Genomic DNA, 23208 nt, shown 5'->3' with positions numbered 1-23208 from the left:
GGGTGCGGTGCGCCGCGGCTACTCCAGCGTGATCTTCAGGTCGCGGATCAGCTTGTGCCAGCGCGTGGTCTCGCTGCGCAGCAGTTCGGCGTACTGCGCCGGCGTGTTGCCGACCGGCTCCACGCCGAAGTCCACCAGCCGCTTGTTGACGGCCGGGTCCTTGATCGCGGCCACCACCTGCTTGTTCAGCGTGGCGACGATCTCCGGCGGCGTGGCGGCGGGCACCACCATGCCCACCAGCGCGGCAGCCTCCACGTTCTTGTAGCCTGCCTCGGCAAAGGTCGGCACGTCGGGCAACTGGGGCAGGCGGGTCGGGTTGGCCACGGCCAGCGCCTTGACCTTGCCGCCCTTGATGAAACCCGCGCCCGCGGCCAGGTCGACCATCATGGCCGGGACCTGGCCGCCGGCCACGTCGGCCAGCGCGGGTGCCGCGCCGCGATAGGGCGCGTGGACCATGTTCAGCCCGGCCTCCACCTTGAGCAGTTCCATGGCGAGATGGTGCGGGCTGCCGGCGCCGGCCGAGGCGTAGTCGATGCCGCCCGGCTTGGATTTGGCGCGGGCGACGAACTCCTGCACGGTGTTGACGTTCATGCCCGGGCCCACCACCAGGATCATCGGAAAGCGGCCCAGCAAGGTGACCGGCGCCAGGTCCTTGACCGGGTTGTAGGACAGCGTTTTGTACAGCGCCGGGTTGAACACCAGCGTGCCGTTGTCCGCCGACAGCACCGTGGAGCCGTCCGCCGGCGCGCGTGCGGTTTCCGCCGCGCCGATGGCGGTATTGCCACCTGGCTTGTTGTCCACCAGCACGGGCTGGCCAAGCCGGGTCGAGAGGGCCTGGCCGATGGAGCGCGCCAGGAAGTCAGAGCCGCCGCCGGCGGCGTACGGCACGATCCAGCGCACCGGCTTGGCGGGGTAGGCCGGCTCGGCGGCAGCGGTGGCCGCCAGCATGGGGATGGCGGCCAGGCCAAGGCCTGCGGCGATGCATTTGCGGATGGTGATCATCTTGTCTCCTGTTCCCGTTTGGGTGCCGGTCGAGGCGGGGCGCGGTCCGGCGTTGTTATGCGTAAATGATATACGCATTGCGTAATATGGCGATGCGGGTTAACGTGGGTTTGATGCCGCATCCCCTTGCACGGCACTAGAATCTCCGCCCATGAAGACAAGAATCGACCCAGGCGCCTCACACGCCTCACGCGCCTCACGTACATCAGGAGATCCCGCTGATCCCGCCGAAGCGGCCATGCCCGCTGGGCCGCCGGCGCGCGAGCGCCGCCAGCGCGTGCAATCGGCGCAGACCGGCATGACGGTGCTCAAGGGCCTGGCCAGCCTCGGCGGGCGCGCCAGCCTGACCGCGCTGGCCGCGCATATCGGCGAGAGCCCGGCCAAGGTGCACCGCTACCTGGCCAGCCTGATCGACGAGGGGCTGGTGGCGCAGGCGTCGGCATCGCAGCAGTACTTCCTGGGCGTGGAGGCCATGCTGATCGGCCTGGCAGCGATGCGGCAGGTCGATCCGATCCGCATCGCCGAGCCGTCGCTGGTCCGCCTGCGCGAGAGCCTGGACGTGACCTGCTTTGTGGCGGTGATGGGCAACAAGGGCCCGACCATCGTGCGCTTCGAGGAGCCGGGGCTGCCCGTGACGGTCAATGTGCGGGTGGGCTCGGTGATGCCGATGCTGTGGTCGGCCACGGGCCGCGCGCTGCTGGGCTTGCTGGACGAACCGCGTGTGCGGGCGATGGCGGAAGAAGAGCTCGCGGCGGCGCCGGCGGACCTGCGCGCGCAACTGGATCGCGACGACCCCATTGGCGCGCTGCGGCGCGAAGTGCAGGCCGCCGGGTGCGCGGTGGTGCGCGATACCAACCTGAAGGGCATCAGCGCCGTGGCGGCGCCGCTGTACGACTACACGGGCCGCATCTGCGCGGTGCTTACCGCGCTGGGCGCCACCGGCGGCTTCGATGCGTCGATGGACGGACCCATCGCCGTGGCCGTGCGCCATGAGGCGCGGGTCGCCAGCGGGTTGCTGGGCTACGGCGCGGCGCCGCCGGGCGGCGGCGCCTGAATCCAGGCTGAACCGGCCTGGCCGGTCCGCTGACGTGCTGGCTTACAGCTTGCGTTCGCCGCCGAGCGCGGCGGTCAGGTCCGACAGCAGGTTGGCCAGTTCGCCGGCCATCATGGTGAAGTCGCCGTCGAAGCGTTCTTCGTCGTCGCGGGCGCTCGGGTCGGCCTGCTCCTTGATCACGTCCAGCGGGGCCACGCGCTTGATGGTCAGCGACTCGGTGAGCACGAAGGACACGCGGTCATTCCAGGTCATTGCCAGGCGCGTGCAGCGCTTGCCGGCGGCAATGTGGCGGCGCAGGTCCTCGGCATCCAGCGGATGGCGCACATAGCGCACCGTGGCCTTGCTCTCGGCGCTGGATTGCAGCTCCATTTCCTGGTCGAGGGTGAAGCCGGCCGGGGCCGTGTCGGTGGCCAGCCAGTCGGTCATGGCGGTGACCGGTGACTGGTTCACATGCAGGTTGTCCAGCGGCAGCGGGTCGATGGCCTTGAACAGCAGGCCGCGCACTTCATCGGCCTTGGCCGGGGCGGCGGCGTCGATGGCGAGCCAGCCGTTGACCGGGTCGATCCACACGCGGGTGTCGCGCCGGATGCTGAACGCGCGCGGCAGCAGCTCTTCGGTGACCTGCTCCTTGAGCTCGCGCATCTGCTTGCGGCCGGGCTTGAAGCCTTGCTGCTCTTCCAGCTCCACGGCGCGGGCCTTGGTGACCTGGTTGACCACGGTGGACGGCAGCAGCTTCTTTTCGGTGCGCATGGTCAGCAGCAACTGCTTGCCGACCTGGTGGACGAGCGCGCCGTTGTCACGCGGCGAGGCCCAGCCCTGGGTTTGCATCTCCAGGCTGGTGCCAGGGAAAAATGCGTGGCGCGCCAGGCATTCCTCGACCTCTTCGGCGGCGAGGGACCACGGTGCGGACAGACGGTGCAGCTGGAGATTCTTGAACCACATGTGAATTCGGCCAAAGGGACGGATTCTAGCCGGTTAGCGTGGCGCATGCGGTAACAATGCGTGAGGGAGTCTGGCCGGTGTGGCGGCGCCGCGGCAGCAGGGCCGGAAAAAGCCGGGGGCCGGGCTGCCCGCAACCCGGCCCCCCGCATACAGGCCGGCCCCAGGCCGGCACGCTGCGTGCTCTCAGATGTCGAGCTTGCTGATCTTCGAGCCTTCCAGGCTCACGCCGGCCATCAGGCCCGCGTTGGTGACCACGAAGCCAACGACGGGCTGCTGGGCGGTATTGGTGTCCAGGGTGCCATTGGCGCCAATCTTGGCCAGCGCCACGGTAGCGTCTACGCCGGCGGTCCAGCCGCTGCTGGCGACGAACTTGTCGAGCGCTTCCTGGGTCATGAACATCAGGATGATGGCCTTGGATTGCGCACCGATCTGCCAGCCGACCGAGCCCGAGATGATGCGGTAATAGCCACGGTTGGCGCCGCCCGCGCGCAGCGCGCCATCGCCATATTCGCCACCCACGACGAAGCCGGCCGAGAGCACGTTGGGGAAGACCAGGATGCCGCGCGCGCGGTTGGCGAGTTCGCGCGAACCCTTCGCCGTTTCATACAGCTTGTTGAGCGTACCATCCACGCCGCCATCGATCTCGCGGCGCTTGGCGGCCTTGTCGGTGGGTGCATCGGGCGTGGTCGTACACGCGCCCAGCAGGCCTGAACTTGCCACTACCAGCCCAGCCCCTACCGTCAGAAACGATCTGCGTTCCATGCTCACTCTCCTGATTGTTTTACCTCTTACGGCACCGGATACCCCGGAGCCACTCTGCGCATCCCAATAAAGGATAGGCGTAATCAGCACTTGTAGAAACTTGAAATCTCGCCGCAAGCCTGATTCTCGGGTTCTCCCGAAGAACCGGGGTATTCGCACCGTTTCTGTAGAAATATACAAAACAATCTTGCCAATGGCTGTAGGACTGAGGCTGCATTCTGGCGCGCGGCGTCCTACAAGCACGGGCGCCTCGCAACAACCTGTTTCATCTGGACAGGAACCCGGCCGGGCTGGATAAGTCCATGACACATGAAATCCGTTCTCGCCCTCATCCCCGTCACCTTGCTGGCAGCGGCTTGCGCTTCGCAAGTGCCCGCCAATCCGCAAGCCTCCGCCGAAGCCAACGACCAATGGCAATCGCTGCGTGCCGCTTACACCACGTGCGCCAAGGACCAGGCCGATGCCGGCATGGCCGGCGGCGCCTCCGCGCAGGATCTCGCCAGTGCTGCGCTCAAGGCCTGCCGGCCTCGGCTCGACGCCATGCACGCGGCATTTCGCGATTACCTGGATGCACAGATGGTGTCCTCGCATGGCCGCGACGGCGCGCGCCAGGCCGCCGACCGTGTGAGCCGGGATACCGAAGCCAAGACTCGCAACTACCTGGTCCGCTATGTCGAGCGGGAGCGCTACACTGCCAAGGCGCAATGACACGCGCAATAACGCGGCGAGGCCTGCGCTTGCGTTCCGATAGCGCTGCGGCACGGCTGTGGTGTAATGCGCGGGCGCCGGCGCGCATTCCTGCCTCGTACCTGCTCACCAGGCCGTCGCGCCCCACCGACCTTGCCCACACCTTATTGCGGTCCCTTCCCGATGACTCTCTCCCCCGAACGCTTGCAACTTGCTCATGAGCGTTTTCTCGCCGACAACCCCGAAGTGGTGGCGCTGCTCAAGGTCATCACCCCGCGCCACGCGCACGCCGTCGGCATGAGCGTGGAAGCCTTCCAGCTCTCGGAACTGGAGCGCGCCATCGGCCGCGAAGCCAGGCTCCGGCGCCTCACCGTCGAGGAGCTGCTGCTGGTGTACCTGGGCGAGCGCGCAGCGCCGGCGCCGCGGCGCTAGATGCGCTAGCCGCCGCCATTCCCGGTGCCGGTCTTGCCGCGCGCCGGGCTCAGGAACGCCCAGGCGCATGCTGCCCCGCCGGCAGCCAGCAGCGCCGACAGCAGCATGACCCAGCGAAAGCCGGCCACGAAGGCGCCGTCCACCGCTTGCCGGACGGCCGCTTTTACCTGCGGGTCCGTGGCCGCCGGCAGCGCGATGGCGGCGAGCTTCGCGCGTTGCGCCTGCACGGACCGCGCCACCTGCGCCGACACCGCGCCGCTGGCCACCGACTGGCCAAGCGAGCGGTCCAGCCGGTAGTCGAACACGCGCACCATCACGATCCCCAGCAAGGCAATCGCCAGCAGCGTGGCCACGCGTGCCGCCGCATTGTTGATGCCGGACGCTGTGCCGGCCGTGCCCGGCGGCACCGCGTTCATGACGGTGGTGGTCAGCGGCGCCACGCTGATCGTCATGCCCGCGCCGAGCACCAGCACCGCGGGAAAGTAGGTCAGCCAGTAGCTGCCGCCGCTGGCGGCGGCATCGGGCAATGCAAACAGCGCGAAACCCGCTGCCGCTACCAGCGGGCCCACGATCAGTGGCTTGCGCGCGCCATGCCGGTCCACCAGCCCGCCGGCCCAGCCGGACAGCAGGAACATCAGCAGGATGAACGGCAGCAAGGCGGCACCGGCCTGCGTCGACGAATAGCCCTGCACCTGGATCAGGTTAAGCGGGAAGAAGAACAGGCCACCGCCCAGCGCCGCGTAAAGCAGCAAGGTGAGCAGGTTCGCACCCAGGAAAGCGCGCGAGCGGAACAGCGCGGGTGGCATCACCGGGTTGGCCACGCGGGCCTCCGCCAGCACGAACAGCCCGAGCGCAACCAAGCCGGCGGCAAACGGCATCCACACGGCCGGGTGGCCCCAGCCCCGCGCCGGCGACTCGATCAGGCCGTAGACCACGCCCCCCAGTCCCAACGCTGCGAGCAGGCTGCCGGGCCAGTCGAGTCCACCGGGATGCTGCGGCGCGCGGCTTTCCGGCACGCGCCAGAACACGATGGCCAGCACCGCCGCCGCCAGCGGCAGGTTGACCAGGAAGGCCGCGCGCCACGACAGATGCGCGATCAGCCAGCCGCCCACCACGGGCCCGAGCGCGGTGGTCATGGCGGTGGCGCCGGACCAGGTGCCGATGGCCTTGCCGCGCCGGCTCGCATCGAACGAGGCCGACAGCAACGCCAGGCTGCCCGGCACCAGCAGCGCCGCGCCCACGCCCTGCGCGGCCCGCGCGGCGACCAGGTGGCCGATATTGCCGGCCAGGCCGCACCAACCCGAGCTGGCCGCGAAAATCGCCACGCCCAGCGCAAACACGCGACGGCGCCCAAAGCGGTCACCGGAGGCGCCGCCCACCAGCAGCAAGGCTGCCAGCAGCAACGCATAGGCCTCCACCGCCCACTGCATGCCGCTCAGGCTCGCATCGAAATCCTTTTGCAGCGCGGGCAACGCCACGTTGACCACGGTGCCGTCGATAAAGGCCATGCTGGACGCCAGGATGGTGGCGGCCAGCACCCACGGTTCGTCGGCCCTGGCACAGGGCGGCCCGCCAGGGGCCGCCCGCAGTGCTGCGTCGTCGCACGGGCTCTGGGCCAGCGGTGTAGTGGGCATGTTCAGCGCTGGCTGTGCGGGCCCTTCACGCTGCCGCCGGGCCTGCCGGCTCCAGCGGCCCCAGCGGATGCAGCTCGCCCAGCATGGTCGGGATCAGCTCGGATACCGTTGGGTGGATATGCATGGCGCGCTGGACCACCGTGTACGGCGCGCGCGCATACATCGCGTCGAGGATGCAATGGATCACCTCGTCGCCGCCCACGCCCAGCACCGCCGCGCCAAGGATCTCGCGGCTGTCGGCATCCACCAGGATCTTCATGAAGCCTTGCGTTTCGCCTTTTTCCACCGCGCGGCCAACCCGCGTCATCGGCCGCATGCCAACCAGCACCTTGCGCCCGGACTGGCGCGCCTCGGCCTCGTTCATGCCGACGCGCCCCAGTGGCGGGTCGGTGTAGAGCGCATAGGCGGTGATGCGGTCGCCGAGCGTGCGGGGCGGCTCGCCGGATGCCGCGTCCAGCAGGTTGGCGGCGACGATCTCGAAGTCGTTGTAGGCGGTATGGGTAAAGGCGCCGCGCCCGTTGCAGTCGCCCATGGCCCAGATCCCGGGCACATTGGTGCGCAACTGTTCGTCCACCTGGATGTAGCCGCGCGCATCCACGGCGACGCCGGCGCGGTCCAGGCCAAGGTCGTCGGTATTGGGCCGCCGTCCCACCGCCAGCAGCACGTGCGAGCCGACAATCTCGGGCGCGCCTTGCGCGCAATCCATCTTCACCACGACCTCGGCGCCGCGCTGCTCCAGCGCGATGCACTCGGCGTCGAGGCGCAGCCCGATGCCCTCGGCGGCGAGGATGCCGCGCACGGCGTCGGACACGTCGGGATCCTCCCGCTCGATCAGGCGCGGGCCGCGCTGCACGATGGTGACCTCGCTGCCGAAGCGGCGAAACATCTGGCCGAACTCCAGCCCGATATAGCTGCCACCCACCACCAGCAGGTGCCGCGGCAAGGTGTCCACGCGCATCATCCCGGCGTTGGTCAGGTAGTCCACCTGTTCCAGCCCGGGCATCGGTGGCGCGGCGGCGCGCCCACCAACGTTGATGAAGATCTTGCCGGCCCGCAGCAGGGTGTCGTTCACGCGCACTGTGTCCGTGCCCTCGAAGCGCGCGTGCCCGAGATGGACGGTGCCGTGTTCCAGCGTGCGCACCCACGTTTCCACGCCGTGCGTGGACTTGCCGACGACGCCGTCCTTGCGTGCCTTGACGCGCGCCATATCCACCGTCACAGGCCCGGTGGGCACCACGCCGTACTCAGCGCCGCGCCGGGCCAGGTTCGCCGCGTAGGCGCTCGCCACCATGGTCTTGGTGGGGATGCAGCCGGTGTTCACGCAGGTCCCGCCGAACGACTGGCGCTCGATGACGGCCACCTTCTGGCCGGCCGCGCTCAGGCGCGCCGCCAGTGGGGGGCCGGCCTGGCCGGTGCCGATGATGATGGCGTCGTAGTCGATTGTCATGGCCGGGGCTCCTGGGCATCACAGCATCACAGCATCGCCAGCGGGTGCGGGCCGTCCGGTGGCGGGAAGGCCGCGTCCAGCTCGGCCAGTTGCTGCGTGGAGAGTGCCAGCGCGAGCGCGCCGTGGTTCTCGCGCAGGCGCTCGCGGTGGCTGGTCTTGGGAATCGCGATGACGCCCTGCTGCGCCAGCAGCCAGCCCAGCGCTGCCTGCACCGGGCTGATGCCATGCTTCTGGGCAAAGTGGGCAAGCCGGGGATTGCGCAGCAGCGTGGCTTGCTCGATCGGCGAGTAGGCCATCAGGGCGACGCCATGCTCGCGCAGCCAGGGCAGCAAGTCCCACTCGATGCCGCGCCGCGTGAGGTTGTAGAGCAACTGGTTGGCTGCCACCTCCTTGCCGCCGGGCACGCGCCACAGCGCGCGCATATCGTCCAGGTCGAGGTTGCTGACGCCGAAGTGCCGGATCTTGCCCGCCTTGCGCAGCGCCATGAAGGCCTCCATGGTCTCCGCCAGCGGCACGCCGCCACGCCAGTGCAGCAGGTACAGGTCGAGGCGGTCGGTGCCCAGGCGGCGCAGGCTGCGCTCGCAGGCGGCCACCGCGCTGGTGCGCCCCGCGTTGTGCGGGTACACCTTGCTGACCAGGAAGACCTCGTCGCGCCGGCCGGCGATGGCTTCGCCGACCAGTTCCTCGGAGCGGCCATCGCCGTACATCTCGGCGGTGTCGATCAGGGTCAGGCCCAGGTCCAGCCCGAGACGCAGCGTGGCAAGCTCTTCCGCGCGCGCGGCCGGCAGGTCGCCCATGTTCCAGGTGCCCATGCCGAGCGCGGCAACGCTTTCGCCGCCGGGCAGACTCACGGTTTTCATGCGGTGTTCCGGTGGGAAGTGCAGTGTGGCGCAGCCGGCATGTAGCGCGCAAAGCACGCGCACACGGCCGGCTACCCACTCACACTAGGTAAGGACGGCGCGATCCACAAGGTGCGGCGCGCGCCGCCGCGTTCAGAGCAGGCCGGTCGCGTAGTAGACCGTGATCACGAAGAACACGGCCAGCGTCTTGATGACGGTCACCGCGAAAATGTCGCGGTAGGACTCCCGGTGCGTCAGGCCCGTCACCGCCAGCAGGGTGATCACGGCGCCGTTGTGCGGCAGCGTATCCATGCCGCCGCTGGCCATGGACACCACGCGGTGCAGCACCTCGAGCGGAATGCCGGCGGCCTGCGCGCCGTGGATGAAGGTGTCCGACATGGCGGCCAGCGCGATGCTCATGCCGCCCGAGGCCGAGCCGGTGATGCCCGCCAGCGTGCTGACAGACACGGCGGCATTGACCAGCGGGTTGGGGATGCTCTTGAGCGCATCGCTGACGACCAGGAAGCCGGGCAGCGCGGCGATCACGCCGCCGAAGCCATACTCCGAGGCCGTATTCATGGCGGCCAGCAGCGCGCCGCCGATGGCGCTCTTGCTGCCCTCGGCAAAGCGCTCGCGCACCGCGCCGAACGCCGTCGCCAGCACCACCACGATGCCCAGCAGCAGCGCCGCCTCCACCGCCCAGATCGCGGTCACGGTGGCGATCTGGGTCTCCACGGGCTTGGCCAGCCCGGGCAGCGACACGCTGTAGCTGCTGCCGTACCACTGCGGAATCATGCGCGTGAAGACGAAGTTGGCCACGCCCACCACCACCAGCGGCAGCAGCGCCAGTGCTGGATGCGGCAGGTGGCCGGTCTGGCTGCGCTCCGGCTCATTGCGCAACGCCGTGCCGTAGCCCTCGCCACGCGCCATGGCTGCGCGGCGGCGCCACTCCAGGTAGGAGAGGCCAACCCCGATGATGAACAGCGAGCCCAGCAGGCCCAGCACCGGCGCCGCCCAGGTCGTGGTCTTGAAGAAGGTGGTGGGGATGATGTTCTGGATCTGCGGCGTGCCCGGCAGCGAATCCATGGTGAACGAGAACGCGCCCAGTGCGATGGCGCCCGGCATCAGCCGCTTGGGGATATTGCTCTGCCGGTAAAGCTCCGCCGCGAACGGATAGACGGCAAACACCACCACGAACAGCGAGACGCCGCCATAGGTCAGCAGCGCGCAAACCGTGACGATCACCGCATTGGCGCGCGAGCGGCCGATATAGCGGATGGCGGCGGCCACGATGGACTCCGAGAAGCCCGACAGTTCGATCACCTTGCCAAACACGGCGCCGAGCAGGAAGACCGGGAAATACAGTTTGACGAAGCCGACCATCTTCTCCATGAAGATGCCGGAGAAGACCGGCGCCACCGCGGCAGGCTCGGTCAGCAGAACGGCGCCGAGCGCGGCCACCGGGGCGAACAGGATGACGCTGTAGCCACGGTAGGCCGCAAACATCAGGAAGGCCAGGGCGGCCAGGACTATCAGGAAGGACATCGGTTCTCCTTGTGGTTCTTCCGCGCGCGCGGCGCTCGTGGCGCCGCGCGCGGCAGATCAGGTGCCGACTTTGCCACAGCTTGCTGCGCTGCGACAATGTCCTGTCTCAAAGGCGCGCTTTTTTGCCGTCGTCCGTGGCCCGGGCTCAGCCGTGGTGGTAGCGGTATTCCTGCGACAGGCCGCCGTAGCCGTAGGTGGCGGCGCGCGCATCCACTACGTGGATGTATGAGACCGGATGCACGTTGCCGATCAGCTCCGAGAGGGCCTCGAACACGGCCTTCAGGTACTGCGCTTTCTCAGCCTTGGTGTTGGTTTCGTCCGTGACGCTGATGTCGAGGTGAAAGGCGTTGCGGCCAAGCTCCGAGAGCGGCTCGCCGCCAATGATCCAGGCGTCGTGGTCGATGTACTGCACGGCAACGACGGTGACCTCCGGCTTCTTGCCGAGCACGCGCTGGGTCAGTTCGGCGACGGCGGCGGCGCTGCGGCGGGTCAGCGATGCGTTGGGCTTGCCGGAGATCTGCAGGTTGATGTGGGGCATGACGGACTCCTTTTGTTGTTGCGGTTTCACTGGGTTGGCCGGGTTTGGCCCAGCGGGTAAGTGATGCCAGTTTAGGTCTTTGCCTTCCATCGGAAAAACGGGAATTTGCGATACTATCCATCGTTAATGCCGAAATAAACCCATGCCGAAACAAGACGGGAGCCCGCCATGCGCGCACTTGAACTCGACCAGCTACGCACGTTCGTGACCGTGGCGGACGCCGGCAGCCTGTCCGCCGCGGCGCCTCGGCTGTTCCTGTCGCAGTCCTCGGTCAGCGAGCAACTGCGTAAGCTGGAGGAGCGCGCCGGCGTGCCGCTGCTCACGCGCGGCAAGCAGGGCGCGGCGCCGACACCCGCCGGCACGCGCTTGCTCGAGCATGCGCGGCGCATCCTCGCGCTGTCCGAACTGGCGCTGCAAGACCTGCGCGGCCACACGCTGGATGGCGAGTTGCGGCTCGCGGTGACGGACTACTTCCGGCCGGGCGAGATCGCCGGCATGCTGCGCGCGCTGCGCGAGCGCTATCCCTACCTGCGGCTGCACGTACAGGTGACGAAAAGCAGCGTCATCGATGCGGGAATGCACTCCGATGACTTCGATATCGGCTTGTCGATGCGGTTGCCGCGCAAGGGGGGAGGCCAGCAGGCTGGCGCCAAGGGCGCGCGCGGCACCGTGCTGCGCCGCGAGGCGCTGGCCTGGGTCGCGGCGCAAGGCGAGGCGGAGCGCGTGAGCGGCGCGCTGCCGCTGGTGCTGCTGCCCGATACCTGCTCGCTGCATCAGTACGTGGTGCTGACGCTGCGCAGACGGCGCCTGGACCACGTGATTGCCCATTCCGCCTCGGGCGTGGCTGGCCTGCATCTGGCGTTGGCTGCCGGGCTTGGCATCTCGTGCCTGAACGAGTCGGCGATCGGGCCGGGCGTGGCGCGGATCGATGCGGCTACGCTGGTCAGGCTCAAGCTGCCGGCCTTGCCCACGGCGGAGTTTTTCCTGCTGCCGGCACGGGCCGGGGAGGCGGAGCTGGTCGGGCAGGTCAGGTCGGCGCTGGCGGAGCAGTTTGCATAGCGCATGGCGCCGGTGCGCGCTGCCGCCCGCCGGCGCTCAGGTTTCAGTCCACTGCCGCAGCAGGTTGTGGTAGCAACCCACCAGCGAGCGCCGCGCACCATCGTCGGCGCCGGTCTGGTTGAGTTTCTGGATGGCGTTGTCGAGGTCGAACAGCAGCGCGCGCTGCGCGTCGTCGCGCACCAGGCTCTGGATCCAGAAGAAGCTCGCCACGCGCGTGCCGCGCGTGATCGGCGTGACCTGGTGCAGGCTGGTGGCGGGATAGATCACCATGTCGCCGGCTTCCAGCTTGACGCTGTGGGTGCCATAGGTGTCTTCCACCTGCAGCTCGCCGCCGTCATAGCTGGCGGGGTCGCTGAGGAACAGCGTGGCCGAGATGTCGGTGCGCAGCTTGCGGCCATTGTGCGGATGAATGCGCACGCCGCCGTCCACGTGGGCGCCGAAGGTCATGCCCTCGCTGTAGCGGTTGAACATCGGCGGGTAGACGATGTTGGGCAGCGCCGCGCTGATGAATAGCGGATTGCGCTCGAGCATGCCAAGGATCAGGTGCTGGCACTGCTGTGCCACTTCGGCGCGCTCGTCGATCTGCTGGTTGAACTTGACCGGTGCGCCGGAGTAGCCGGCCGATACGCGGCCATCCACCCAGGCCGTGCCGGCCTGGTCGAGATGCTGGCGCAGCACGGCAAGCTGCTCCGCGTTGAGGACCTTGGGAATGCAGACAAGCATGACGATCTCGACAGGGTTCGGCGGCAGCGCGCGGGAGGTTTCCGGCCCTGCCGCGTGGCGTGACATGGCGTCACGCCACTTTACCTCAGCTTACATGCGGTAGATGAAGGACAGCATCGCGGTGCGGCCGGTGCCGGGCACCGAGCGTCCGCCGTCCGACTGGATCAGCGCATCGTAGTACTTCTTGTCGAACACGTTGAACAGGTTCAGGCGCACGTCGTACTTCGGCTGATGGTAGGCAATCATGCCGTCCCAGCGCACGTAGCCACCGACCTGCACGGTGTTGGTGTTGTTGGCGTAGCGCTGCGACATATAGAAGGCGCCGCCGCCCACTTCCCAGTCCTGCAGCACGCGGTAGCTGGTCCATGCCGTCGCGGTGTGCTTGGGCGTATTGGTCGGGACCATGCCCTGGGTGCCGGCGGCGATGCCGTTGACGATCTCGCCGTCCAGATAGGTGTAGCCCGCAAAGACCTGCCACTTGCTGGTGATGCGGCCGGTCGCGCCGGCGCGCAAGCCGCGCACGCGGATCTTGCCGGCCAGCGAGTACGTGGTGGCGTCGATCTGGCTGCGGGCGTTGTCCTTGGTGATCTGGAACAGCGCCGAATTCAGCGACAGGTCGCCGCCCAGCAGATCCCACTTGCCGCCCACTTCATAGGACTTGTTCTTTTCCGGGTCCAGGTTCTGCTGGCCCACGGTGCCCACCAGCTGCTCCAGCGACGGGTTGAACGACGTGCCGTACGACAGGTAGTAGGACTGCGCCTCGGTCGGCTGCCAGATGCCGCCCACGCGCACGCTGGTGAAGTTGACGGTCTGGTTGGCGCTGGGCAGCACGGTGCTGCCCAGCGTGTTGGACGAGTTGATCGAATTGGTGATGCTGGCAATGTACTTGTCGTAGCGCAGCCCGCCCACCAGCTTCCATTGCTTGCTGAATTCCACCGAGTCGTTGATGTAGGCCGCCAGCGTGTTGGCCGCTGCGCCCTGCCGGTTGCCGGCCACGCTCGGCGCGGTGGCCGGCGAGTTGCTGTAGGTCGGGTTGACGACCGGCTCGCATGCCGCGTAGCCGCTGGTGCCGGCGGCCGCGCTGGCGGTGGCGGCGGGGTTCAGCGCCACGCCGTTGCAGCTGCCGTTGCGGTAGTAGTTCTGGTTGTCATAGCCATCGTGGCCGATCTCGGCACCCACCAGCACGGTGTGCTTGACCGGGCCGGTGTCGAACTTGGCGGTCAGCTCGGTCTGGTTGAAGATCGAGTAGTCGCGGATATGGCGGTCATGGCTCTGCTGGCGCACGAACAGCGCATCGAGTGGCAGCGTGGTAGTGGTCAGCGGGGTGAAGCCCTTGGCGCTGACCGTGCCGACGGCGTTCGGCGCGGTTTCGCGCGCGTTGGTGTTGACGTAGTTGAACTGGGTTTGGTTGCGCAGGCGCAGGTTGGGCGAGAACTTGTGATCAACGGTGGCGCCCAGCGAGGCCACATCCTGGATGGTGCGGTCGTCGTTGAAGCCATAGGCCGTCTTCCGGTCGACGTTGACCGGGTGCCCGTTGATGGCCGGCAGGCCGTAGTCGGGCTGGTCCTCGTTATGCTGCAGYAGCGCCGACAGCGTGATCTCGGTGGGGGTGCCGATGCCCAGGCGCCACGACGGCGCCAGGCCGAAGTCCTTCACCTTGGTCTGGTCGCGCGTGCTAGCCGAGCCGTCCTGGGCCATCGCCGCGATGCGAAAGGCCGAGGTCTCGCCGGTGGGCGTGTTGTAGTCCGCGGTGGCGCGCACCAGGCCGTTGGTGGTGACCGAGCCGGTGACTTCGGTGGCGGCCTTCAGCGACGGTTTCTTGGTGACCTGGTTGATCACGCCCCCGGTGGATCCACGCCCGAACAGCATCGACGAGGGACCCATCAGCACTTCCACCGAATCCAGCGCGAAGACGTCGCGATAGTACTGGCCGCGATCACGGAAGCCATCCAGGTAGATGTCGGTGCGCGCGGAGAAACCGTTGAGGTTGATGTTGTTGCCGATCTGGCCACCCTCGGCGCCACCGATGGTGATCCCCGGGACATTGCGCAGCGCATCCGCCAGCGAGGTGCCGCCCTGCGCGTCGATCAGCGCCTTGTTGACCACCGTGACGGATTGCGGAATGTCGCGCAGTTCCGCGGGCAGCTTGCTGATCGAGCTCTTCACCGCGCTGTAGTCGTCGTTGGCGCTGCTGCCTTGCACCACCACTTCATGCAACGTCGTCGTAGGCTGCGCCGCGGAGACGGTGGCGGCCGTCTGGGCCAGGGTGGCAACGGGCGTGGCGAACAGCGCGAGCAGGGCAGTCGCGATCGGCGTGCGGCGATTCATGTCGTTTCTCGGTTCCGGTGCGGCCGCGGGTACGAGCCGGCCGGCAGCGGCGAGAAGGTGCGCGCCTGGATCGGTTCGGCCAACGGCGGAAGGCAATGATGGTTGGGCGAGCCGGAATATAAATGCGAATGATTTGCGTTGCAATTCACGTTGTCTTTTGATCACAGACAATATGTTGCCGCGTCTAATGTTCTAACCTAGAAACATGAATTGGCGTCCGTGGATTCAATTGCGCACATAACCTATGTAAAGATGCGTATAAAACACATTTATAAAATGAAACGGGCCCGTACGAAACGGGCCCGATACAGACATTTACCGTCCTTGTCGTAAGGACTGCTGAAAATATTTCTTATTCCGCCGTCATGTTGGCGTTTTTTGCGAGACGGCCAAGGCGCTCGCGCTCCGACTTGATGAAGGCAATGAAGCTCTCCTGCGTGCCGCCGGCGGGTTCGATGCCGTTGGGAATCAGCCGGTCGCGCGTTTCCTGCGTCTGCATGGCGGCGCTCATTTCGGCGTTCATCTTCTTGAGGATGGCGGGGTCGGTGCCCTTGGGTGCGAACACGCCGGCCCAGTGGCCGATGCGCACGTCCGGCATGCCTTGCTCGGCAGTGGTCGCGATGTTCGGCGCCGCGCTCATGCGCTTGTCCCAGGTCGCGCCCAGCGCCTTGAGCTTGCCGGCCTTGATGTTGGGCAGCACCACCACGCTGGCCTCGGAGGTAGCCGTGACCTGGTTGCCGATCACCGCGGTGATGCTCTCCGAGCCGCTCTTATAAGGCACCACGGTCAGCACCGCGCCTTTCTCCTTGAGCATTTCTTCGACAAAGTGCGGCGTGCTGCCACTGCCGGCGGTGGCGAAGTTGGCGCCCGAAGGCTGCTTCTTGGAGTACTCGACCAGTTCCTTCAGGTTGTTTACCGGCAGGGACGGCGAGACCACGATCACGGACGGGCTCACCGCGACCAGGGAGACCGGCACCAGGTCATCGGCCGCGTAGGGCATCTTGGCGCGGATCAGGCTGTTGGTGACCGTGCCTACGGCGCCGATCAGGAAGGTGTAGCCATCCGGCTTGGCCTTGGCCACGTAGTCAGCACCCACCACGCCGCCGGCACCCGGACGGTTCTCGATCATCACGGTCTGGCCCAGGCGCTTGCCAACCGCATCGGCGGCGGCGCGCGCCACCAGGTCGTTGGCGCCGCCGGCGGTAAACGGCACGACGAACTTGATTACGTGGGTCGGCCAGGTATCGGCGGCCTGCGCGGGCATGGCGAAGCCGGCGGCGGCGAACAGGGCGGGAACGGCGAGTGCCAGCGCGCGGCTGGTGGCGGGAATACGCATGGTTGTCTCCATTGGCTGTTTTGGGTGCACGGGTGTTAGGTGCTAGGTCCTCAGGTGCTGCGACGGATCATAACCAGCGAACCTGTCAATTCGCTGAATCCGCATGCGCCCCCCGTTACTGGCTTTCCGCGCTCTGCTGCGTCAGCCAGTTGCGGAACGTCCGCGCTGCCGCGGCCTCCGCGCGGTCTTGCGGCCACACTGCGTAGTAGCCACCGCCCAGGCTCGCGCTCGCCTCGCAGGCGCGCACCAGCAGCCCTTCCTGCAGGCAGCGGTCGATCATGTGGCGCCACCCCAGGGCGATACCCTGGCCTTCGATGGCGAGCTGCAGCAGGATCGGATACTGGTTGGCCACCAGCTTGTGCGGTGGCCGCGCTTCCGCCAGCCCGTTGTGCGTCAGCCAGGTCTGCCACGACATCCATTGGCGCTGCCCGTCTTCCAGCATCAGCAAGGTCTCGCCAGGGAGGTCTGCCGGCGCCAGCCGGCGGCCGGCCAGGTAGCGCGGCGCGCAGACGGGAAACACGTCTTCGTCGTAAAGCCGGCGCGATGCCAGTCCCGCCGGCGGCCCCTCGCGCAGGTAATACATGCCCACGTCGAACTCGGCGGGCGAGAGCGAGGCCAGGCTGTCGTTGACCAGCAGGCGCAGGTGGATGTCGGGGTGCGCGGTGCGAAAGGCTGCCAGCCTGGGCGTGAGCCAGAGCACCGCGACGCCGCTGGAGCAGGCCACCGTCAGCTCGGCATGGCCCTTGCGCTTCATCACATCTTCGGTGGCTTCGGCGCAGGCCGACAGCAGGCGCTGCACCTCTTCGGCATAAGCCTGGCCGCTCACGGTCAGGCGCAGTGCGCGCGGCTCGCGGATGAAGAGCTTCTTGCCAAGGAAGTGTTCGAGCTGCGCCACCTGGCGGCTGATGGCGCTTTGCGTCAGGTGAAGTTCGCTGGCGGCGCGGGTGAAGCTGCCATGCCGCATGGCCGACTCGAAGGCGACCAGGCAAGGCAGGGGCGGAAGGGGGGAGATACGCATGGCGGCGAGTGGAACGGTATAGCCGCCATGATAGTCCGCGGTGATGGCGAGAGGCTGGTCGCTGTAGCGCGGGGCTTTGGCCCTGCCGCTGGCTTCGCTCAGGCGGGCTGGCGATGCAGCCGTCCTGCCTGCATCACCAACGCCAGGTGTTCGCCCTGGCCGCACAGCACACTGATGTCCGCTAGCGGGTTGCCATCGACCGCGATCAGGTCGGCCAGCGCGCCGGCACGCACGGTGCCGAGCTCGCCTTCGCGCTGCAGGATCGCGGCGGCGATCGAGGTGGCGCTGCGGATCGCCTCCAGGTTGCCGAGCAGCTCCGCGCGGATGCGGAATTCATCCGACTGGTCCTGGTGCATCTCGCCCAGCAGGTCGGAGCCAAAGCCCATCGGCACGCCGGCCTCCGCATAGATGGCGAGGGAGTCGCGGCCGGCCTGGCGCACGGTTTCGATCTTGGCCACCGATTCCGACGGCAAGCCCAGGCGCGCGCCGTCGCGCGCGAGCGCTTCGTAGGTGACCAGGGTAGGCACCACGAACGCGCCATGCTCGCGCATCACGCGCGCGGCCGCGCGGTCGACCAGGTTGCCGTGCTCGATGGTGCGCACGCCACAGCGCACCGCGCGCGCGATGGCACGGCCGGTATAGGCGTGCGCCATCACATACGTCTGGGCCGCTTCTGCCTCGGCCACGATGGCGCGGATCTCGTCTTCACTGTATTGCGTGTTGCCGATCGGGTCGGTGGGCGACGCCACGCCGCCGGATGCCATGATCTTGATCTGCGTGGCGCCCTTCTGGATCTCTTCGCGCACCGCCAGGCGCACCGCATCCACGCCATCGGCCACACGGGCGATGGCGCCCGCACGGAAGGCGCACGAGCATGGCTCCAGCACGTCGGCGCGCGGCCGGAAGTCGCCGTGCCCGCCGGTTTGCGACAGCGCCTTGCCGGACGGGAAGATGCGCGGGCCGGGCACCAGGCCGGTCTCGATGGCCTGCGACAGGCCCCAGTCGGCGCCGCCCGCATCGCGCACGGTGGTGAAGCCGCGCTCGAGCATGGCTTTCATGATCGGCACGGCGCGCAACGCCACCAGTACATTAGGCTGCACCGCATTCAGGCCGAGGTTGGCCAGAGACGCCAGCACGTGCACGTGGCAGTCGATCAGCCCGGGCATCACAGTCTTGCCGGCGAGGTCGATCACGTGCGCGGCGGGCGCGTGGATTGGCGTGGCCGAAACGCCGGCGATGCGCTCGCCCTCGATCAGCACATCGTGGCGCTGCAGGAGGCTGCCGTGGGCAGGGTCGAGGACGTTGCCGCCTTTGAGTAGGATCTGTTTCATGCGCGGGACGGTGATTAGACGGGTTGAGCGGCTCGGATAGCCTGCGCCGGGCGCAGGTAGGCTGGCTCGCGCACCAGGCGCGTGCCGGCCAGGCTGATGGCGGCGGCGAACATCACGTAGAACGCAGGCGCCATGGTGCTGCCCGTGCTGGCGATCAGCCAGGTGATGATGAACGACGCGAAGCCGCCGAAGATGGTGACCGCCAGATTGTAGGCGACCGACAATCCGGTCGACAGCACCTTGGCCGGGAAGAGCTCGGAGAACGCCGCCAGGATCGGGCCGGTGTAGGTGGCGATCAGGACACCGAACACCAGCTGGAAGACCACCAGCGAAGCCAGCCCCGGGGCCTGGTTGATGTAGGCGAACATCGGGTAAGCCAGCAGCAGGATCAGCAGCGCCGAACTCGATAGCAGCACGCGGCGCCCGATGCGATCGGCCAGCAGCCCGACCAGCGGCGAACACACCATGATCGCCACGCCACCCACCATGCCGGCGATGAAGCCAGTCGACTGCGGCACATGGAGCACTTTGACCGAGTACGTCGGCATGTAGAACAGCAGCACGTAGGTGCAGACCGTCCACAGGATCACCATCGAGAAGCTGGCCGCGGTCTGGCGCGGGTAGTCGCGCAGCACTTCGGTCAGCGGCGAGTCCGACTTGTCGGTGGCATCGCGGAAGGCCGGCGTCTCGTCGAGATGATGGCGGATGTAGTAGCCCACTGGCCCGATCACGATGCCGAGCAGGAATGGCAGGCGCCAGCCCCAGCTATTGAGCGCCTCGGTGCTCAGCGCGGAGGTGACGAAGGTACCGGCCGCGGCGCCCAGCAGCACAGCCACGCCGATGCTCGCCTGGATCCAGCTGGAGTAGTAGGCGCGGCGCTCCACCGGTGCGTACTCGGTCAGGAAGGCGGTGGCGCCGCCCATCTCGCCGCCGGCGGAGAAGCCCTGCAGCAGCCGTGCCACCACGATCAGCAGCGGTGCGAAGACGCCGATCTGATCATAGGTGGGCGCCAGGCCGATCATGGTGGTGCCCAGCGCCATCAGCAGGATGGTCAGCGACAGCGCCGCCTTGCGGCCCACGCGGTCGGCGTATACCCCGAGGATGATGCCACCGACCGGCCGCATGAAGAATCCCACGCCAAACGTGGCAACCGCAAGCAGCAACGACGACAGGTCATTGCCGGTGGGAAAGAAGAGCTTCGCGATGATGACGGCAAAGAAGCTGTAGACGGTGAAGTCGAACCACTCGAGACCGTTGCCGATCACGGTGGCGACGATGGCGCGGCGGCGTTGCGCGCCGCTGACGCCTGGTGGCTTCGATGGCGCTTCTGGGTGGGCGCTTGCGTGCATGACATCCTCCTGGGTTGGCGGGCCCGGTGCGCGCACCGCGTCGATGCCGGGTCGGCGTGGCAGCGCCGCCCGGTGCGGTCGGGGATCAATCGGCGCACGGCAGGTAGTCCGATGGTAGGAGCAGCGCCGCCGGGCCGAAAACGAATTCTGCGCATGTCGTCATGCGGGCAGCGCATGGCAGGCAACGGGCCGCATGCCGCGCAAGGGAGCGCGGGCGGCATCGGTGGGGCGGGCGGGGGCGGGTGGGGATGGGTGCGGCGGAGGTGGCGCGGCGGCAATGCGCGCGGCCAAGCTGGCAGCGATGCCGGTGCCGTCGGTGGCACCGGCATCGCCGGTCGTGGCAGGCTAGCGTTCGCGCTCCCAGGTCTGGGTGCGGCCCAGCAGGCTGATGCCGATGAAGCCGCGCACGTTGAGCTTCTTGCCGTCATCCGCCAGCGACATCTTGGTTTTGTAGAGCTTGCCGCTTTCGGGGTCGAGGATCTCGCCGCCGCTCCACTCGTTGTCGCCGGTCTTGCGCAGGCCGGTGATGATAGTCATCCCCATGATGGGCTGGTCGCGGCGTGCGTCGGTGCACTTGTCGCACACCTTGGTCTTGCCGTCGTTCTCGGTGAAGCTCTTGACCAGCTTGCCGCTGTAGACGCCGTTCTGTTCGCTGATCTCCACCAGGCCGCGCGGCTTGCCGGTGGCGTCGTCGATGGTCTTCCATGAGCCGGCGGGGGTGGCCTGGGCCAGCGCGGCGGCGCTACCCAGCAGCGCGCCGGCGAGCACGGCGGTGCGTGCCGCGACGGCGGCGGCGCGTGCGACGGTGCGGGGGGCAGTAAAGTGCATCGGGATCTCCTCTTCGAGTTGGTGCGCGCCATGATGCCAGGACAGGGCCAGCCCTGCGGCGCGCGTACGCCAATCTACTGGCGATGGGCTCGCGCTGCAATCGCCAGCCCGCCTTTGCGTACGCACCAAAGCCTTCGCGGCAACCGCCGCAGACCGGCCTGGCGTCTGGAAGCTGGCGGATTCTGTCATGCAGCAAATTGTCCGCTGCCCGGCACTCGAAGCAATCCTCTAGCGGTGCGTTTCAGGTGGGGGCGCCATGCCGCGCTTGCTGCCGCAGGGGCGCCGGCGCGTGCGGCCATCCACGCTCTCGTTTCTTGCGCGCACTCGCGCGCCTGCTGCCGTTGGCAGTCGTCCATTCGGATGGTGCGCGAGCCGATGCCTCGCCACGCGATCTGCCGTCCTGGCCGACGCGCGAAGTCATCCGCTGGCGCACGCATGCCGACACCACCGTGAGACCACCGGCGAGATCACCAGCGACAGCACCAGCGATGCGAGACTCGGAAGGGCATCTCACGCGTCGACGACGCCYGCGAGATGCAAGCGCGAGATGCGAGTGCGAGAGGCCGATCGACATCGTTCGAGCATCGTTGGAGAGCGCGTGTCGCGGTGACGATTCTCAAACCGTTGCGTCGGCGCATCACTGCGCGCGCTGCGCGTGAGCGTATGTGCCGAGTCGAGGCGACGCGCACGGTCCGCGCCGCGTGCCGCGTTGCGGATGCGCGTCTTCACGATAGCGCTGCCGATGTCATCGCAGCGCTCGCTTGCATCCGGGCAACACGCGTCCCAGCACTCGCGTAACGCGTGCCGACGGTTGTCGCGCGGATCTTTTCTGCTTCCCCAAAAGCCTTTGTGCATGCGGGTTTCCGGCGTTACACAATGATCGGGAATTGGCATCGCCGAAGGGCATGGAAGAGGCGCCGAGAGCGATGCGCGCGCTGAAAATCCGGAGCACGCCAGCGACGTCTTCACGCTCGCGCGACGCTGTGTCGAAGCAGCATCGAGCATGGTCGCGAGCAGCGTCGCGAGGGTGCGAGAGACGCGATGAGAGCGCAGCGCGCGCAAGCAAAGACGAGGTCAGCGCAGCGCAACGACGAAGACGATGAAGTTGTCATGCTCGCACGCAAGTTTTTTTGCACTTTTTTCTTAACATCGCCCAACAAACGAATTATGATTCGCCTTGACAAGAGTCTCACTTCATTGCATGGCCTGCGTGGCAGGCAAGACAGCAAGATGCAACGATGAGGTTGGACGTGATGCGCAACGATGAGCGCCGCCCACTTCGATGCAATGAAACAGGTAGCTCAGGAGCACTAGAACTTTGACGCAGACCAAGCCGTACTGGTTTTCTAAAACGCGTGCAGTCTCCTTTGGCCCAGTAACGGGATGGGCGAACTACCCCCGAAAAAATGCCGTACGTGGTGTGCGTGGCCTAGCCCGCATCACGGAAATGCCGGCCGATATCTCTCTTTTCATGTCGCGCGCCGATCCGGCGGATGGCGCGGGCAGATCGAAAATTCCAGGGCGCGGCAAGCGTCAGAAGCCCGGCTGCGGGCTCCGCTTGGCCACATTCGCACCGCGCGCCGCGGTGCCCCTGCCACCGAATTCATTAGCGTGCGGCCACAACGCGCGCCGTGCGCCGATGAATCGCTCGCTCGATTGGGGTCGCACCGCAGTATCGCGCCTCGGGTCGGTCGGGTCGCCAACTTAGGTCATTCGATATTCACTCTCTAGTGAAGGAGTTATCCATGGCAACGACTGCAAAGAAGAAACCGGCGGCTAAGAAGGTCGCCGCCAAGCCGGCCGCCAAGAAGGCAGCCGCCCCGGCCAAGAAAGCCGCTGTGAAGAAGGTCGCCGCCAAGAAGGCAGCACCGGCCAAGAAAGCTGCACCGGCCAAGAAGGCCGCAGTGAAGAAGGTCGCCGCCAAGAAGGTCGTAGCGAAGAAGGCAGCGCCGGCCAAGAAGGCAGCCGCACCGGCAAAGAAGGCCGCCGCCAAGAAGGTTGTAGCCAAGAAGGCCGCACCGGCCAAGAAAGCTGCCGCCAAGAAGGTCGTAGCGAAGAAGGCCGCACCGGCCAAGAAGGTCGCCGCCAAGAAGGCCGCACCGGCCAAGAAGGCTGCACCGGCTGCCAAGAAGGCCGCGCCCGCCAAGAAGGCTGCTGCTGCCAAGAAGGCTGCTCCGGCTAAGAAGGCGCCTGCTGCCAAGAAGGCACCGGCCAAGAAGGCTGCTGCCAAGAAGGCCGCGCCTGCCAAGCCTGCCGCTGCACCTGCTGTTGCACCCGCTGCAGCTGCCAAGACCGCGCTGAACCCGGCTGCGGCATGGCCTTTCCCCACGGGCACCCGTCCGTAAGCGTGCCGG

At 67.4% G+C, this 23208-nt stretch carries 20 protein-coding genes; 5 read left to right on the top strand and 15 right to left on the bottom strand.

Translation table 11 applies throughout. The annotated features are described in order from the left end of the window. Positions 1–18: 18 nt before the first annotated feature. A complete protein-coding gene (locus tag AB4061_RS11825) occupies positions 19–1002 on the bottom strand; it encodes a Bug family tripartite tricarboxylate transporter substrate binding protein (protein WP_441633883.1) in 984 nt (327 codons plus the stop codon). A 238-nt stretch (positions 1003–1240) separates the two neighbouring features. On the opposite strand from AB4061_RS11825, the gene AB4061_RS11820 reads away from it, so the two are divergent. Next, the gene (locus AB4061_RS11820) at positions 1241–2056 is read left to right on the top strand and encodes an IclR family transcriptional regulator (RefSeq protein WP_441633881.1); all 816 of its coding nucleotides are present in this window, start codon (positions 1241–1243) and stop codon (positions 2054–2056) included. Positions 2057–2098: 42 nt separating this feature from the next. On the opposite strand, the gene AB4061_RS11815 is transcribed toward AB4061_RS11820, so the two are convergent. Together AB4061_RS11815 and AB4061_RS11810 are read right to left on the bottom strand one after the other, a co-directional pair. Beyond that, entirely contained in the window at positions 2099–2998 is a 900-nt protein-coding gene (locus AB4061_RS11815) for a recombination-associated protein RdgC (RefSeq protein WP_043349676.1), read from the bottom strand. Between the two features lie 183 nt (positions 2999–3181). Continuing rightward, entirely contained in the window at positions 3182–3760 is a 579-nt protein-coding gene (locus AB4061_RS11810; protein ID WP_441633879.1) for a BPSL1445 family SYLF domain-containing lipoprotein, read from the bottom strand. Positions 3761–4069: 309 nt separating this feature from the next. On the opposite strand from AB4061_RS11810, the gene AB4061_RS11805 reads away from it, so the two are divergent. Next, positions 4070–4468 carry a hypothetical protein gene (locus AB4061_RS11805; RefSeq protein ID WP_441633877.1) on the top strand — a complete coding sequence of 133 codons (399 nt, stop codon included), beginning with the start codon at positions 4070–4072 and terminating at the stop codon, positions 4466–4468. 162 nt (positions 4469–4630) lie between these two features. Continuing rightward, positions 4631–4879: a DUF6388 family protein gene (locus tag AB4061_RS11800; RefSeq protein WP_441633875.1), complete on the top strand. Its 249-nt coding sequence runs from the start codon at positions 4631–4633 to the stop codon at positions 4877–4879. A gap of 5 nt (positions 4880–4884) precedes the next feature. Here the strand turns inward: AB4061_RS11800 and AB4061_RS11795 are convergent, their stop codons facing one another. The 5 genes from AB4061_RS11795 to AB4061_RS11775 form a co-directional block, all read right to left on the bottom strand. Further along, a complete protein-coding gene (locus AB4061_RS11795) occupies positions 4885–6513 on the bottom strand; it encodes a DHA2 family efflux MFS transporter permease subunit (protein ID WP_441633873.1) in 1629 nt (542 codons plus the stop codon). A gap of 25 nt (positions 6514–6538) precedes the next feature. Continuing rightward, positions 6539–7960: an FAD-containing oxidoreductase gene (locus AB4061_RS11790; RefSeq protein WP_441633871.1), complete on the bottom strand. Its 1422-nt coding sequence runs from the start codon at positions 7958–7960 to the stop codon at positions 6539–6541. A gap of 26 nt (positions 7961–7986) precedes the next feature. Continuing rightward, a complete protein-coding gene (locus tag AB4061_RS11785; RefSeq protein ID WP_441633869.1) occupies positions 7987–8820 on the bottom strand; it encodes an aldo/keto reductase in 834 nt (277 codons plus the stop codon). A 132-nt stretch (positions 8821–8952) separates the two neighbouring features. Continuing rightward, complete coding sequence (locus AB4061_RS11780) at positions 8953–10344, bottom strand: GntP family permease (RefSeq protein ID WP_441633867.1); 1392 nt, start codon at positions 10342–10344, stop codon at positions 8953–8955. 145 nt (positions 10345–10489) lie between these two features. Beyond that, complete coding sequence (locus tag AB4061_RS11775; protein WP_441633865.1) at positions 10490–10882, bottom strand: tautomerase family protein; 393 nt, start codon at positions 10880–10882, stop codon at positions 10490–10492. Positions 10883–11050: 168 nt separating this feature from the next. Here AB4061_RS11775 and AB4061_RS11770 point away from each other — a divergent pair, with 168 nt between their 5' ends. Next, positions 11051–11941 (top strand): LysR family transcriptional regulator, encoded by an 891-nt coding sequence (locus tag AB4061_RS11770; protein ID WP_441633863.1) that lies wholly within the window; start codon positions 11051–11053, stop codon positions 11939–11941. Between the two features lie 36 nt (positions 11942–11977). On the opposite strand, the gene AB4061_RS11765 is transcribed toward AB4061_RS11770, so the two are convergent. The 7 genes from AB4061_RS11765 to AB4061_RS11735 all read right to left on the bottom strand — a co-directional run bounded on the left by AB4061_RS11765 (position 11978) and on the right by AB4061_RS11735 (position 20854). Further along, positions 11978–12664: a Fe2+-dependent dioxygenase gene (locus tag AB4061_RS11765; RefSeq protein ID WP_150986891.1), complete on the bottom strand. Its 687-nt coding sequence runs from the start codon at positions 12662–12664 to the stop codon at positions 11978–11980. Positions 12665–12754: 90 nt separating this feature from the next. After that, a complete protein-coding gene (locus AB4061_RS11760; protein ID WP_441633861.1) occupies positions 12755–14992 on the bottom strand; it encodes a TonB-dependent receptor in 2238 nt (745 codons plus the stop codon). A gap of 352 nt (positions 14993–15344) precedes the next feature. After that, positions 15345–16328 (bottom strand): Bug family tripartite tricarboxylate transporter substrate binding protein, encoded by a 984-nt coding sequence (locus AB4061_RS11755; protein ID WP_441633859.1) that lies wholly within the window; start codon positions 16326–16328, stop codon positions 15345–15347. 115 nt (positions 16329–16443) lie between these two features. Next, positions 16444–17346 (bottom strand): LysR substrate-binding domain-containing protein, encoded by a 903-nt coding sequence (locus tag AB4061_RS11750; protein WP_441633857.1) that lies wholly within the window; start codon positions 17344–17346, stop codon positions 16444–16446. Between the two features lie 98 nt (positions 17347–17444). After that, positions 17445–18677: an amidohydrolase family protein gene (locus tag AB4061_RS11745; RefSeq protein WP_441633855.1), complete on the bottom strand. Its 1233-nt coding sequence runs from the start codon at positions 18675–18677 to the stop codon at positions 17445–17447. A gap of 14 nt (positions 18678–18691) precedes the next feature. After that, entirely contained in the window at positions 18692–20026 is a 1335-nt protein-coding gene (locus AB4061_RS11740; RefSeq protein ID WP_441633853.1) for an MFS transporter, read from the bottom strand. Positions 20027–20371: 345 nt separating this feature from the next. Next, on the bottom strand, positions 20372–20854 hold the full coding sequence (locus AB4061_RS11735; RefSeq protein ID WP_441633851.1) for a DUF2147 domain-containing protein: 483 nt from the start codon (positions 20852–20854) through the stop codon (positions 20372–20374). 1745 nt (positions 20855–22599) lie between these two features. Here AB4061_RS11735 and AB4061_RS11730 point away from each other — a divergent pair. Then, a complete protein-coding gene (locus tag AB4061_RS11730) occupies positions 22600–23199 on the top strand; it encodes a histone H1-like DNA-binding protein (RefSeq protein ID WP_183032596.1) in 600 nt (199 codons plus the stop codon). Positions 23200–23208: the final 9 nt, after the last annotated feature.

Source organism: Cupriavidus sp. YAF13, assembly GCF_052113425.1.
Lineage (GTDB): Bacteria > Pseudomonadota > Gammaproteobacteria > Burkholderiales > Burkholderiaceae > Cupriavidus.
The sequence above is the reverse complement of the archived record's forward strand: the minus strand, read 5'-3'. Positions and strand labels throughout refer to the sequence as shown.